This window comes from Paenibacillus sp. FSL E2-0190, from assembly GCF_037992965.1.
GTDB lineage: Bacteria > Bacillota > Bacilli > Paenibacillales > Paenibacillaceae > Paenibacillus_AQ > Paenibacillus_AQ odorifer.
On record NZ_CP150306.1, the window covers coordinates 2,359,915 to 2,375,260 of the forward strand.

The following is a 15,346-nucleotide window of genomic DNA, read 5'->3' on the forward strand; positions in this document are numbered from 1 at the left end:
CCCTAGAGCGAAGCAACAGGCGATTTATGCCGCATAAGCAGGTAAAATCAACGCCAATCCCAAACTACAGGGTCCTATGCGTATAAAATGATTTTAATAATTTCCAGTATCCCGCAACTTTGTATAATATTCCTCAGTCTAAATATAGAGGAGTGATTAGAGAGGCGGGAATCAGATGACTAAGCGGCAGTTTGTAACGGTGGTAACGATTTGTTTTTTTGTACTCTTAAACTCTGGATGTAATCAAGGGGAGAACTCCATAGGTGTGGAACCTGCTGCCTCTATAGCTTCAACGTCTGTACCACAGGTAACGCCAACATCTGCTCAAGTAACTATGATTCCCGAAGACTTTTTGCAAACACTGGATTATAAAGTTCAGAGCCATCCGGAGGCATTTGCAGTTGAGGTACCGCAAAACTGGGAGGTTAAGCTGGGGGAGTATCCAGTGGGACTTTACTGGCAATTAGCGAATGAGTTCTCTAAAGATGCAGGATTGGATTTGACACTGCTGAAGGGGACCACGGTAGAGGTGCAGCGGTATTCCTTAGTCGATGGTTTACCTGGTTCTGGCGAACAAAAAGAATTTTCTTATCCCTCCAACCTCGTTTTGCTTGTGCAATCAGGGAATACCGTTGGTGCGTGGCTGGAATTTAATATTCAAAGTATCGGCCCGTCTATTAAGAAGCGTAGCTTGACTGACATTACAGGACTTACATTTGAGGAGTGGACGGAGAGAGAAGGTTTGTTTGCTGAGGAAGGAGAGAATAGTGACTTAGCCTCATTAGACCATTTCGAGCTGCTGGATGCTTTTTTTCAGGCTATTCAGGATGGTAATCATACCCGTGCCCGCGCATGTTTGAATCCTAATGCCTTACTCACTGCATTGACGGTTAACCGTCAAGCGCATCAACTCTATAACCCGGGTTTTGGTGGTGAAAATGCTCTCAGTGAAAGTATTGTTGAGGCTAAGCCTACCTCTTATAAAGTGATGGATTATGATACTGGCTCAGAAATTAAAGACATCGGTGACCGCACAACGTTAAATATTGTGGTCGATCTGTATATGAAATCACTAAATCCCGTCTTCAATACCCCAGATGGCCGGGAGACTCGCTTCGCAGTGTTGACCAAACACGCTAACGGCTGGAAGATTGGAGGTTTTGGAACGGGACCGTGAGTTGTTGCGTTATCTATTTTTTAATAAAAGGAGTGATCTCAAGTGTTTAAACAAAGCTTGATGTCAAAAGTGCAGGTAAGTCGGATTTGTAGAGTTGTTGTCGGGACTGTTCTTTGCCTGACTATGGTCTCACCTTTAGTGGCAGCAGCAGATAATGTGAATTCACCTGAAGAAAAGAAATTATTGTCTGGCATCACCCAACTGGACGCTGGTGACAGAAGTGCGTATGCCGTCACTGCGGATGGAACAGCCTGGGCGTGGGGTGGTGGGTACGGCTCTATTGGTAATGGGGCGACCACACCAGCGTATACTCCCGTCAAAATGCATATCGATCATGTAAAGCAAATCTCAGGTGGTTATCGCCATAACTTGATGTTGAAGGACGATGGTACAGTGTGGGCGGTAGGGGGGAACGAGCATGGACAACTTGGCATTGGAACACAGTCCTCTAAGATTCTTGTAGAGCCTGTTCAAGTGCAAGGGCTAACAGATGTGAAAGCTGTTTCTGCGGGGGGCACCTTTAGCTTAGCTCTTCTTAAAGATGGAACGGTCTGGGCGTGGGGAGGCAATGAACAAGGAGAACTCGGTGACGATTCGCGGAAAAACAAGCTAACCCCGGTGCAGGTGAAGGGACTACCCACCGTCCTGTTTATAGCAGCGGGATCGAATAATTCAGTGGCTCTTGGTAACGGCGGAGAGGTATGGGTGTGGGGATCACAGCAACCGCTGGGAACTCAGAAGGGCGTAATCTTAAAGCCTACGCTTATTAAAGGAAGCGGAGAATATAGAGCGGTTGATATGGATGGAGCCTATGGACTTTATGGGGCGGCATTGAGATGGGATGGCACAGTATGGATTTGGAATAATTACATAGATCCATATCTGGGAGAAGCTCTAAAGCCTGTTCAGGTTCCAGGACTTACAGACGTCATTTCGCTGACAACAGATTCCGCAGTGAAGGCGGATGGGACCGTGTGGCAGTGGACGGTTGGCGATAAGAACAAGATTAATGTTACACAGTCTAAAGGCATCCAGAATGCAGTTTCCGTTTCTAAAGGGAGCAGAAATCATTATGTACTCTTAAAAGATGGTCATGTCCTTGCCTGGGGGGCAAATGAATTTGGACAGACGGGTCTGGGGGTCAGAGAGATCGAGGTGAGTACGCCTCAGCCGGTGAAAAAATCTATTCAAGTGTTGTTGAATGGGAATGAAATGGAACTGACTATGCCGCCGTTACTAATCAATAATTCGACATATGTTCCTTTAAGAGGAGTCTTCGAGCAGATGGGAGTTAATGTTCGTTGGGATGTTCCATCGAGAGCTGTGGTTGCTGTGAAGGGATCTACAACGCTGATCTTGAATTCGGTAACTGGACAAACGACTGTTAATGGAAAGATTATCGCAACAGATCAAAAACCGGTCTTCATTAATGATAGCGTTTATGTACCCCTCAGATTGATAAGTGAAATGTTGGGGGCGCAGGTAGAATGGGATGCAGATGCTTATGCCGTTCGAATAAATTCCAATAAATAAGTTGACTATATATTAGAAGCTTTAGGCTGAACTCTCCTTCAGGGGAGCTCAGCTTTTTTGCGTGGAAGGCAGAAGATTTAGGGGGGATATGCAATGACCGTAAACAAAGCGTACGCGATTTTGAAGAATGTGTGCGGGAATCTTTTCGAGGATTCTTTATACGGATGATGATGAATATTGGAAAAATGGGACAACTTATAATTATCCCAATGATCGTTCAATTATGGGCGCGAAACGGATGGGCATAGCAACAACGATTAATATTGGGACAAAAACGGGTAAGAGTATATATTCCGGCCTCTTTGTATTTGCTGCAGTGCTGTTGATTGGAATGTGTGGAAACCGAACTTCTTTAGGCGGAGTTGAAAGGGTGGTGAGATTTTTCATTGATTTTAAAATAAATCGTATGAAGTATAACCCTCTTGTGATAGAATAATCTAGTTGCCCTAGTTTCTGAAAATCCACTCTGTTCCAGCAAAACACTTGATCTATACACGTGGATAATCGAGGAAATATGAGCATTTAAGAGTATTAACAAGATTTCTTAGAGATTTTACACAAAACACATCATTTTTTGTCGGTTTTTATTGATTTATTCAAAAATATTATGTATAATCAGCCTTGTTGATTTTGCAAATGGAATTTTAGGAGGTTTTTATTTTGGGAAAAGCGTTAATTATTGGCGCTGGCGGCGTAGCAAGTGTTGTTGTTCATAAATGCTGCCAGAACCCGGATGTATTTGAAGAGATCTGCATTGCTAGCAGAACTGTCGCGAAATGTGACGCTCTGAAAGATAAATTAGCCGGAGGCCGCACGAAGATTTCTACTGCTCAGCTCGATGCAGATAACACGGACGAAGTCATTGAACTGATCAAGAGCTTTGAGCCGGATGTCGTTATTAATGTCGCTCTCCCATATCAGGACCTGACGATCATGGATGCGTGCCTGGCAACAGGAGTGCACTATGTGGATACTGCCAATTATGAACCACAAGATACAGCGAAATTCGAATATTCCTGGCAGTGGGCTTACAAAGAAAGATTTGAGAAAGCTGGCCTTACCGCTTTGCTCGGCAGTGGATTTGACCCAGGAGTAACAGGCGTATTCACGGCTTACGCGCAAAAGCACTATTTTGACGAGATCCATACCATTGATATTGTAGACGCCAACGCTGGCGATCATGGATATCCATTCGCTACAAACTTTAATCCTGAAATCAATATTCGTGAAATTACAGCTAATGGCCGTTATTTCGAGAATGGCGAGTGGATTGAAACTGCACCACTTTCTGAGAAGAAAGTTTACGATCTTCCGGAAATTGGACCTAAAGATATTTATCTTTTGTACCATGAAGAGCTGGAATCCTTGGCTGTTAACATCAAGGGCGTGAAAAAGATCCGTTTCTGGATGACTTTCTCACAGAACTACCTGACTCACTTGAAAGTGCTTGAGAATGTGGGTATGACTTCTATCGAGCCTATCATGTACGAAGGTAAAGAGATCGTTCCTTTGCAATTCTTGAAGGCAATGCTGCCTGACCCAGCTTCCCTGGGACCAAGAACAAAAGGTAAAACTAACATTGGATGTATCATCCAAGGTACTAAAGACGGTAAGCCAAAAACTTATTATGTATACAACGTTTGCGATCATGAAGAATGTTATGCAGAGGTTGGCTCCCAAGCCATTTCCTATACTACAGGCGTTCCTGCAATGATCGGAGCAATGTTAATTATAAAAGGAATCTGGAAGAAACCAGGCGTGTACAACGTAGAAGAGTTCGATCCAGATCCATTCATGGAAGCTTTGAATAAACATGGTCTGCCTTGGCAAGAAGATTTCTCGCCAACGCTGCTAGACTAAGGCGCGATTGATGGATATTGATATCAGCGTTGTCCCGTCACCATGTTACCTTGTAGATGAAAGATTGCTTACCCGCAATCTTGAGATTATGAATTCTGTACAAGAACGTACAGGAGCTAAGATTTTGCTCGCGCAAAAAGGCTTCTCTATGCACTCCTTGTATCCGCTAGTTGGCAAGTACTTGCATGGCGTAACTTCCAGCTCCTTATTCGAAGCCAGACTTGGCTATGAAAAAATGGGCAAAGAGGTTCATGTCTACGCACCAGCTTATGTGGACAGTGAATTCGATGAGCTTCTTGAATACTCCGATCACATTGTGTTCAATTCTTTTGACCAGTGGAATCGATTCAAGGATCGTGTGAAAAATGCACCGAAGCACATCAGCTGCGGCATTCGAGTGAATCCGGAGTATTCCGAGATCGAAGTTCCGCTGTATGATCCATGCTACAATTATTCCAGAATGGGAGTAACTCTCCCTAACTTTAGACCTGAAGAGCTTGAGGGGATTGATGGATTACACTTCCATACCATGTGCGAACAAAATTCTGACACACTGGAGCGTACGCTCAAGGTAGTCGAAGAGAAGTTCGGACCTTATCTCAAAGGGATGAAATGGCTTAATTTTGGTGGCGGTCATCATATTACACGTCCCGATTATGATCTGGAGACCCTTGTCCGCTGCATTTTGCATATGAAAGAGACTTACGGTGTGGAAATCTATCTGGAGCCAGGTGAGGCCGTTGCGCTTAATACTGGATATTTGGTAGCTACCGTTCTAGATGTTATGCATAACGGAATGGACATTGCGATTCTCGATACTTCGGCTGAATGCCACATGCCAGATGTACTGGCTATGCCATACCGTCCGAACATTATCGATGCTGGACAACCTGGGGAATATCCTTATACGTACAGATTAGGTGGAATGACTTGCCTAGCCGGAGATGTGATTGGAGATTATTCCTTCAAGGAGCCTTTGAAATACGGCGATAGACTCGTATTCCTAGATATGGCGCATTATTCTATGGTGAAGAACCATATGTTTAACGGCGTGAATCTGCCAGCTATCGTCAGCTACAATGACGAAGAAGGAATTAAAGTAATCAAACAGTTCGCTTTCGAAGATTTCAGCGGACGTTTATCTTAATAGAATGATCTAAAAAGGTGTCCCTTCAGGGACACCTTTTTTGCTATGGTTCCAGTCCTTTGAATGCGCGATTACATCTAGGAAAAGAGAAGTGAAGCTAAGGACCGTATAGCAGCTATTGGTATTTATTAGCTTATTTAGCTAAGGTTATGGACAGTATGGCTCTTATTGGCCGGATAGTGACTGTTTTTAGGGCGCATTTGGTAGAATAGCTGCAACTGAGTCCGATTGTATGCTGATACAGCCGATTTTTCGGAAATAGAGTCTCCTCGGTCCGATTCATGTTCGTGGGGATGGGGAGAAGATAGATATCGAACCGTTTTTTCATAGGGATCCTTCTCTTGTTATTGGGTCTAGCTTACAGTTGTATACTTGTATTACTGGAAAAGTTTCTTCATAATTAGCCGCTCACAAGTAAGGTCTCATGTGATACAATAATTTAGTCTGTTTTTAAAAATAGTTATTGAAGGGTCCGTATCTGAGGAGGAAGTCAGCATCAATGAAACATGCACCGTTTATTGCAGTGGAAGGCCCGATCGGGGCTGGAAAAACAACATTAGCTTCGATGCTTGCAGAGGAATTAAACTTACCGATTATTAAGGAGATTGTTGATGAAAATCCGTTTCTAGCTAAATTTTATCAGAACATGGATGACTGGAGCTTTCAACTGGAGATGTTTTTTCTCTGTAATCGGTACAAGCAGCTTGAAGATACAGTAACTCAATACATAGATAAAGGTAAACCGGTGATCTCGGATTATCATATTTATAAGAACCTTATCTTTGGGGAACGAACGCTGAAGGGAACGAAACGAGAAAAGTATCGACAAATCTATCATGTGCTGACGGATGACCTGCCGAAGCCAAATATTATTCTCTATATAAAAGCGGATCTCGATACCTTGTTAAAAAGAATTGCCAAACGCGGACGCCCTTTTGAAGGGGATATGGATACTGCGTATTTGCAGCAATTGATAGAAGATTATGATGATGCGATGGCCTCTCTAGCGATTCAAGAGCCGTCTACCGTTATTATTACCATAGATGGAAATGCAGTCGATTTCGTGGAGAACCCAGAACACTTCGTCGAAATTGCCTCTCACCTAAAGGAGCTAATGAAATGAATCCATATAACATCCCAGATAACGCCATAATTACCGTGGCAGGAACCGTGGGGGTGGGGAAATCCACTTTAACAGGTGCTTTGGCTAAAAGGTTGAATTTTCAAACCTCGCTGGAGCAAGTTGATCATAATCCTTATCTTGAAAAATTCTATCATGATTTTGAGAGATGGAGTTTTCATCTACAGATTTATTTCTTAGCCGAACGTTTTAAAGAACAGAAGAAAATGTTCGAAATTGGCGGTGGTTTTGTTCAAGATCGCTCGATTTATGAGGACACTGGTATTTTTGCTAAAATGCATGCGGATCAAGGCACGATGTCTAAGACAGACTATGAAACCTATACAAGCTTGTATGAAGCTATGGTTATGACACCCTATTTCCCGCACCCTGATGTACTGATTTATATTGAAGGCAGTCTTCCTTCTATTTTAGCGCGAATTAATGAACGTGGCCGTGAAATGGAAATTCAAACGGACGTGTCCTACTGGGAGCATATGCATGGCAGATATTCGAAATGGATCAATGAGTTTACAGCTTGCCCAGTGCTCCGACTGAACATTGATGATTATGACGTGAATGATTCGGCATCAATGGCGGATATTCTTACGAAGGTAGGCAACACCATTCGTAAGCCTGTTGATACAATATAATAGTTGATGATTAGCAGCTCCCGTGGTTTGGGGGTTGTTTTTTTATATGCTCATAAAAAAAGACCCAAATCTATGATTTGGGCTAATAGGGAAGTGTCAGTTGTCCTAATCATAAAATACGAAAAGTAAATTAAAATGGTGTGGACATTGTAATGTGCTTAAGGGCCACCTCCTATTTTATTAGCCTTTTTTTATAAAAATAGGTTCCAGTCTAATAGAAACTAGTTATTGGTCCATGTCTAAAATTAATAAGATGCGTACACTGAACTATCTTTATAGGGAGGTGTACGCATTGAGTTGTCCAGACGATAAAAAGTGTCATAAGAAAAAAGTCGCCACTGTATTTCCTTCGAAAAGAAAAAGAAAAGAACATCGCCGAAAGGTTATTAAGAAGATTGTAAAAGTAACCTGTCCTCCACCAGAAGTGAATGTTACTACTCCCACAGTCGTTGGTGCTACAGGACCGCAAGGGCCACAAGGAGCACAAGGACTCCAAGGAATACAAGGGGCCCAAGGCATTCCCGGAGCTCAAGGAGCACGAGGACTCCAAGGAGCTGAAGGACCTCAAGGACCTGCAGGCGGCCCTCCGGGACCCCAAGGACCTCAAGGTGAACCCGGGCCAGCGGGAGCGATTGGTCCTCAGGGTGTAGCGGGCCCCGTTGGTCCTCAGGGTGCGCAAGGCGTTCCGGGTGCCCAAGGAGTTGTAGGTCCTCAGGGATCGCAAGGTTTACCGGGTCCTGCAGGAGCTATAGGACCACAAGGTTTTGTAGGAGCAACCGGAGCGCCGGGAGCGCCGGGAGCACCGGGAGCACCAGGAGCACCGGGAGCAACCGGAGCAACAGGAGCACCGGGAGCGCCGGGAGCGCCGGGAGCGCCGGGAGTAGCTGGAGCAACAGGAGCACCGGGAGCGGCCGGAGCACCGGGAGCAGCAGGAGCACCGGGAGCAGCAGGAGCACCGGGGGCAGCAGGAGCCGCGGGAGCAACCGGAGCACCGGGAGCAGCAGGAGCAACGGGCGCAACCGGGGCAACAGGAGGCGTATTAGGTTTTGCTGATTTTTTTGCCCTAATGCCTCCTGATAATGCAGCAACTGTAGCACCGGGCACAGACGTAAGTTTTCCTCAAAACGGACCTACTAGCGGGACAACAATAGCACGAACAGGTCCTAGTTCGTTTAATTTAGCGGCAATAGGGACTTATCAGGTTTTGTTTCAGGTTAGTGTAACCGAAGCGGGACAACTCATCTTGACTCTTAATGGTGCGGATCTTGCCTATACTGTTGTTGGACGTGCAACAGGTACATCGCAAATCGTAGAAATGGCTATAGTGCAAACAACGGTCATTAACACCATCCTGACCGTTCGCAATCCTGCTGGTAACTCTACTGCACTTACTATTACTCCTCTCGCTGGAGGAACAAGATCTGTTTCAGCACATCTCGTTATTACACAATTAGCGTAACAAGGTGTATTTCGTATAGATAAGTTGGTCCTCTTAATATTGGTGATTTTACTTATGATTATTGTAAAGAGGAGGACGAACGAAGGTCTTCCTCTTTACTCAGAGTATTTACTGGCTTTCAAAAAAGCAGCAATCGAACAAGTTCATTTTTTAATCAAGGTGATGCTAACATTCTATTGTTTTTCTATCGTCTAACAACTTAAAATTCATCATCTATTTATGTGAATTCTTTTGATTCTATCTTAAGATGCCATATCGGTTTCCTCATGATACAATAAAAGATAAGTTTATAAGGATGAGGTGACTCTAGTTGAAGTATGATTTCGATCGCGTAATTGACCGCCGTAATACTAGCTCTTACAAATGGGACCAATCCGAGAAGTTGTTTGGTGAGAAGGATATTATGCCGCTTTGGGTGGCAGACATGGATTTTGAAAGTCCTCCCGCAGTGAAGGAAGCCATTCTGCGCCGCGCAGAACAAGGAGTTTACGGTTACAGTGTACCTAGTGATACTTATAAAGAAGCCATCACGTCATGGTTTAAAAGACGGCATGATTGGCAGATCAAACCGGAGTGGATTTCAGATTCTCCCGGAATTGTAACTTCCTTAAGCCTCTCTGTTGAACTGTTTACTGAGCCTGGGGACGAGGTTATTTTACAATCGCCAGTTTATTATCCCTTTTATGATGTCATCCAGATGAATGACCGGAAGGTTGCCAAGAATCCGCTTATCGTCCATAATGGGCGCTTTGAGATGGATTATGAGCAATTGGAAGGGTTGATGTTGGGTGGAGCGAAGCTGCTGCTGTTATGCAGTCCGCATAATCCAGGCGGTAGAGTATGGGAAAGAGAAGAGCTGTTGAAGCTCGGTGAACTGTGCTTGCGTCACGGAGTGACAGTTATCTCTGATGAGATCCATTGTGATTTGGCGCTTCCAGGTTATGAGCATATTCCTTTTGCGTCCTTGTCTGAGGAAATTGCCAATATTACGTTAACCACCCTTGCTGCGACCAAAACCTTCAATCTTCCGGGGCTTCAATCCTCTTTTATCGTGTCCTCGAATCCGGAATTGAAACGTAAATTTGATCAAAAAATGAAAGCCTTGAGCTTACATATGGCTAGTTTCTTCGCGCAAGGAGCGGTACAAGCCGCTTACAATGACGGAGAAGAATGGCTGGATGAGCTGTTACAATATGTATCAGATAATGTGGATTATACGGTCAGCTATTTGGCGGAGCATTTACCACAGGTTCATGTGATGCAGCCGCAAGGAACCTACCTGCTCTGGGTGGATTGCCGCGAACTGAACTTGGAAATAGACGGTCTGAAGCAGCTGATGTACAAAGAGGCTAAAGTGGCTTTTAATGAAGGTTCTGTTTTTGGAACAGAAGGCAAAGGCCATCTGCGGATTAATCTGGCTTGTCCGAGATCCACATTAGTTGAGGCATTGGAACGCTTTTGCAAGGCAGCCGCAGCTTATACAACGAAATAAACGGTGATTACTGAAGCTTGATGATTCCGCTAATGGGATCGTTAAGCTTCTTTATTTTGCAATAGGGTAAAAAGAATAATAAAATAGAGTCCATTACGACAAGCAGGAGGACTGCAAATGAAATGGGTAGCTCAGCTTCCGTATTATAAGATACAACGAGAAATTAGGGATGGAGAACAACGAAGTGTTGCTTCGAATCGGCTAATGTATCTGTATCAAGATAGAATTGTAACACGCCATCGGGAATTCCCGCTAAAAGATATTTTCGATATGTCTTATCGCTCAATGGGGGATATGGGCGGCATGTTCTATCTCCACACGAGTAAGGGCGTGTATGCTTATTTGATAGAGTGCGATCCTGAGCGGTTTATTGAAGCCTTTAAAGAACAGGAATTGAATAAAAATTGAGCGACCCTCGTTGGCCGTGATATGATAGCTTTTATGAAAAAAACATAATGGGAGAGAACATAAATGAGCAAAACACGAATTATTATTGATGCAGATACAGGTATTGACGATGCACTGGCGATTCTATATGCCTTGCGTGCTCCAAACGTAATTGTAGAAGGAATTACAACCGTTTTTGGAAATATTGAGGTCGAAAAGGCGGCGGACAATTCACTGCGGCTAATCGAGCTTGTTAAGCCCGGTTATGAGATTCCTGTAGCGATCGGAGCATCCAAGGCACTTGTTCGTGAGCACTCAGGCTACGCCACTCATGTGCATGGTGAGAACGGTATTGGCAATGTGGAAATTGCTCCATCCAGCCAGCGTCCCATTAACGAAACTGCATCTGAGTTTATTGTTCGGATGGCTAATGAGAATCCCGGAGAGATTGTATTAGTCACACTGGCACATCTAACCAACCTTTCTATGGCGCTTGATATGGACCCTGGTATTAAGAATACTTTGAAAAAAGTAGTGGTGATGGGCGGTACGATCTTCAATCCCGGCAATAGAACACCGGTTGCGGAAGCGAATATTGCTGGGGATCCGGAAGCTGCTGATCATGTATTTACATCTGGGCTTCCTGTTATGATGGTGGGTCTAGACGTTACGCTTAAGACGCGGATTACACAAGAGCATATCGATTTATTAAACCGTTTTGGACGTGAAGAAAATAAAGCGATCATTTCGTTTATGGAACAATCGCTTACTCATTATTTTAATTTCTATCGTGAAGCGAACTTTTTAATCAACAGCGCACCGCTGCATGATCCACTCGCACTTATGGTTGCGCTGCAACCAGATCTAGTTACCTACAAAGAGATGAATGTTCGTGTGGAGCACAAAGGTGAGTTTACATCGGGAATGGTCGTAGCGGACTTGCGGGCTCAGCCAAAAGTGGGTAAACCCATACAAGTTGCAGTGGATGTAGATGTTGAACGAGCAGTGGGGACCTTTTTGAGCGTGTTTATGTAATTTTGCCGACCTCTTCTAATATGACAAATAATTTCGCAGCTCATAGATGACAATCTATTAATTTTACAATTGGATAATCTTTGGTAAAATGGTAGAGGACATATAAGAGTTTACAAGATTAGACTGCATATCATAGAAGAGGGAGACTTAACATTCATGAATAAGCGAATCGGTAAATTAGTATTATGTATGGCTATTTCGCTAGGAGGCACCACGGCGTTATTCCAAAATACTACACAGGCAGCCACAGCTGGTGGAGTTAGTATTGTGCTGGATGGTTATCCACTACCATTTCCAGTAGAACCTGTTGTGATGAGCGGAACAACGATGGTGCCATTCCGAGCTATATCTGAAGCTTTGGGAATTAATGTCGAGTGGAATCAAGCGCAGAAGAAAATTACGGCTACCAAAACAGATACTGCAGGGACCAAAGTGGTAACCCTGACCCTTGGCAGCAAAAATGCAGGTGTTAACGGCGCGGTTGTGAAGTTAGGAGTTGCTCCGCAGACGATCCGGGATACAACGATGATTCCCCTTAGCTTCTTCGGCCAGCAGTTTGGTGCGGGTGTAGCTTGGAATCAATCCACGAAGACCGTATCTATTACTTCGCCGAAGACTGAGCTGTACACTCTTGGTTTCTATGCGCTGAGTTCTTATAGTGAGATTTCCTTACTTCCTAATTTTGATGCTATGGCCTTCGGTTGGAGTGGGATTGATAAAACCGGGCAATTCACCACAACGGGGACTGATTTCAAATGGCCTCAGGCGGCTGGTGACGTAACACCAGAATCAATTGTCACGAATGCAGCGGCAGGTGGAACAGCTCCTTATCTGATGGTCTTCTCTGGAGACACCGCATCAGAGTTAACTAAGAACCTGGAAGATAAACAGCTTCAAGAACAGACGATTACTGGAATCGTAGATCTTGCAACGCAAAAAGGATTCCAAGGCATTACTCTGGATCTGGAGGGCCTAGGTCTAACAGGTGATAAGGCGAAGGTGCAAGCAGATTATAATGCTTTTGTGAAAAACCTATCACAAAAAGCACATGCAGCAGGACTTAAACTTACCGTTATTCTTCATCCATTAAATAGTTCTTATAAAGGTTATGATTACAAAACTTTAGGAACACTTGCAGATGATTTGGTCATTATGGCGTACGATTATTTACAAGAGAAAAAAGTTCCAGAGCCGATGAGTTTAGTTGATGAAGGCATCCGGCTTGCGCTTCAGCAAGTGAGTAAGGATAAGCTGATCCTCGGGATCTCTGTGTATAGCGAAAACGAATCTTCAGTGAATTCTAAGGTAGGACTTGCTAAACGTTATGGTCTTAAAGGAATTGCGATCTGGCGTTTAGGTCTGATCGGACAGCCTGTCTGGAACGAGATGGGGAAGTCAGTAGAGTAAGCAGCAACGATCAAAAAGAGTGGTACCGCGAAGGTTAAACCTATCGCCTCTTTGGAGGCGATAGGTTTTTTCTGTTCTCTATTGAATAAATACTATTGAAGGTGGGTGTTTTATCTACCTAAGGTTTTTTTATGGGCAGAATGCAACTGTTTAGAGAGAATATCAGACGAGAGTGTTGAACAATTGGACTGCTATGCCGCTGCTTGCGAGTATCTTTTAATACCAAAGTATGAAGAACGTTATTTAGATACGGAGGTTACACTCAACGATATAACTATGCACATGCAAAATCTCAAGAAAAAATGGATAAATGGATGGCGTGGATAATTAGCCGCCGTAACTGGCAGCCGATTGCTGTCTTCATAAGCGTTTAACGCCAATCTTTCGAGTGTTGGAGGTGAACACAACTGAGGGCATAAAGAGACCAAAAATACGAAACCAGTCCGAAGTTCGGAGCAGGTGTTGTGTTTTATCGTTCATTAAGCAGTAGCACAGAAAAATTGTAAGTTCTTCATTGGCCTCTGCATCTGCAGAGGGCTTTTCTATTGATCGGATCAATTCCATTAATCGCAATACTCAAGTCATTTAACTAACGAATCATATTCATGAGGAACAAACATATCACCAAATTTCTTTCTCATCATTATTTGAGTTTGTAATGCTTGTTCATAATTAGAACCCGTAGCAATGAAAGCCAAATTCTTCTCTTTAACATCTATCCAGTTAGTAGATGGCCAAATATTGATGTTTTCAAATCTATCATCAAACCACATTAGACCGTATTGATTTATTTCGTATGGTGCGGAGGAGTCTAGATAAAATAGAGTACTCATATTTATGCCTTTATTTCTTTTAGTGATATATACAGTGACCTCTTGATCTTTTGTGAAGTCATAGGCATCTATTGAGACATTTCCAACAAATTTCTTTTGACCAAATATTGGTTTATATAGTGTCCCATTAACCTTAATTATGGTACTTTTAGCTGAAGAAGAGTTGTTAAGGGTGAACACGACGGCAGTACGTTCTACGTTAACCTTTTTCGGGAAATTGTAGTTATATAAAAACAAAGCAACACCTATTAGCACTAAAAATAGTACAACTGAAATTAAGGTTATAGGTTCCTTTAATCTCATAATTCCCCTCCAAATCTCAACTTCAAATAATTGAAATCTATTACAATAAATAACCCATACCCATAGGCATAGCAGGGGTAATAGTTTGAACGGTTTTACCATCAATCCCGGTAAGAGTAATTTTTGTTATGAAAGAAGTTGCAGTAGGCCCGCTGAGATAATAATTTATTGCGGCAGAAGAATCTCTATGATACAGGGCAGTAACTAAATTGTTTCGATGATCCCTGATTTATTGTTGCATTTGTTGTGGCACCAGTTGTTGAAGCATAGCTAAACGTAGGAATAGAATATGCACTAGCGCCGCTAACTGTACTAGTAATTAATGCTAAACTTTGATAAGAATCAGAAATAAAGTTCTTTACCGCGTCATATATAGTTATGGTAGCACCTACATAACTATTAAATGAACCAAGAGTAGTTGTCGCAGCTGACACCAAAAGATTGGAAGCCCCCGCTTGAATTTGAGTTTGAAAGAAACGTTACTCCCGTATTCTTGAGTGCAGAATTTTGAGCATTAGATTCTGCCGTTACATGTTGAACTTCATATGTAACCCCATTTTTGACCCAGTTAGACCGGAAACTAGACCAAACAATATTTGTGCTCGCCGGTAAATCAACAAATGGTTGTATTTGTGAGCTGTCTGTTCCTAAGAATTTTTTGTCCTATTACAACTTGTGCTTCCTCTGGAGTTAAATAATCTACCCCCAAAGATTCTAGTTCCTTCCCTAGCTTTTCATATTCTATTTCGTAGCCAGCCTTATGTTCTCCCAGTAGATCCGCTCTTTCTTGATAAATCTTACTAATCTGTGCTTCGACATCGTTGTTGTTGCTACTTGAAGCGCTTACAACACCTGTTGATCCAAGAAGTAAAGAACTAATCAGTACTAATGAGGCAATTTTTCGGTGTATCAGATTCCTCTTTTTTACCAAAAATACTAT

12 protein-coding genes are annotated in these 15,346 nt (G+C 43.2%); 11 read left to right on the forward strand and 1 reads right to left on the reverse strand.

Annotation, left to right across the window (positions count from 1 at the left end):
• Positions 1 to 175: 175 nt before the first annotated feature.
• The 11 genes from NST25_RS09995 (at position 176) to NST25_RS10045 (ending at position 13,270) form a co-directional block, all read left to right on the forward strand.
• Entirely contained in the window at positions 176 to 1,177 is a 1,002-nt protein-coding gene (locus NST25_RS09995) for a DUF4830 domain-containing protein (RefSeq protein WP_340393894.1), read from the forward strand.
• A gap of 42 nt (positions 1,178 to 1,219) precedes the next feature.
• Positions 1,220 to 2,710 (forward strand): stalk domain-containing protein, encoded by a 1,491-nt coding sequence (locus tag NST25_RS10000; RefSeq protein WP_340393895.1) that lies wholly within the window; start codon positions 1,220 to 1,222, stop codon positions 2,708 to 2,710.
• A 660-nt stretch (positions 2,711 to 3,370) separates the two neighbouring features.
• The gene (locus tag NST25_RS10005; protein ID WP_036679313.1) at positions 3,371 to 4,570 is read left to right on the forward strand and encodes a saccharopine dehydrogenase family protein; all 1,200 of its coding nucleotides are present in this window, start codon (positions 3,371 to 3,373) and stop codon (positions 4,568 to 4,570) included.
• A gap of 10 nt (positions 4,571 to 4,580) precedes the next feature.
• Positions 4,581 to 5,717: a carboxynorspermidine decarboxylase gene (gene nspC / locus NST25_RS10010; protein WP_076125019.1), complete on the forward strand. Its 1,137-nt coding sequence runs from the start codon at positions 4,581 to 4,583 to the stop codon at positions 5,715 to 5,717.
• 499 nt (positions 5,718 to 6,216) lie between these two features.
• Positions 6,217 to 6,840: a deoxynucleoside kinase gene (locus NST25_RS10015; protein ID WP_076278612.1), complete on the forward strand. Its 624-nt coding sequence runs from the start codon at positions 6,217 to 6,219 to the stop codon at positions 6,838 to 6,840.
• On the forward strand, positions 6,837 to 7,490 hold the full coding sequence (locus NST25_RS10020; RefSeq protein ID WP_339190426.1) for a deoxynucleoside kinase: 654 nt from the start codon (positions 6,837 to 6,839) through the stop codon (positions 7,488 to 7,490). The genes NST25_RS10015 and NST25_RS10020 overlap by 4 nt, the downstream gene beginning before the upstream one ends.
• Positions 7,491 to 7,773: 283 nt before the next feature.
• Positions 7,774 to 8,949: a collagen-like protein gene (locus NST25_RS10025; RefSeq protein WP_339191162.1), complete on the forward strand. Its 1,176-nt coding sequence runs from the start codon at positions 7,774 to 7,776 to the stop codon at positions 8,947 to 8,949.
• A gap of 310 nt (positions 8,950 to 9,259) precedes the next feature.
• Positions 9,260 to 10,441, forward strand: coding sequence for a MalY/PatB family protein (locus NST25_RS10030; RefSeq protein ID WP_339190428.1), 1,182 nt, complete (start codon positions 9,260 to 9,262; stop codon positions 10,439 to 10,441).
• Between the two features lie 117 nt (positions 10,442 to 10,558).
• Positions 10,559 to 10,849, forward strand: a complete 291-nt coding sequence (locus NST25_RS10035) for a hypothetical protein (RefSeq protein ID WP_036679330.1) — start codon at positions 10,559 to 10,561, stop codon at positions 10,847 to 10,849.
• A 63-nt stretch (positions 10,850 to 10,912) separates the two neighbouring features.
• Positions 10,913 to 11,863 carry a nucleoside hydrolase gene (locus NST25_RS10040; RefSeq protein ID WP_340393898.1) on the forward strand — a complete coding sequence of 317 codons (951 nt, stop codon included), beginning with the start codon at positions 10,913 to 10,915 and terminating at the stop codon, positions 11,861 to 11,863.
• 189 nt (positions 11,864 to 12,052) lie between these two features.
• Positions 12,053 to 13,270 (forward strand): stalk domain-containing protein, encoded by a 1,218-nt coding sequence (locus NST25_RS10045; RefSeq protein WP_256717189.1) that lies wholly within the window; start codon positions 12,053 to 12,055, stop codon positions 13,268 to 13,270.
• Between the two features lie 581 nt (positions 13,271 to 13,851).
• Here NST25_RS10045 and NST25_RS10050 read toward each other — a convergent pair.
• Positions 13,852 to 14,406: a hypothetical protein gene (locus NST25_RS10050; RefSeq protein ID WP_076191281.1), complete on the reverse strand. Its 555-nt coding sequence runs from the start codon at positions 14,404 to 14,406 to the stop codon at positions 13,852 to 13,854.
• Positions 14,407 to 15,346 lie beyond the last annotated feature (940 nt).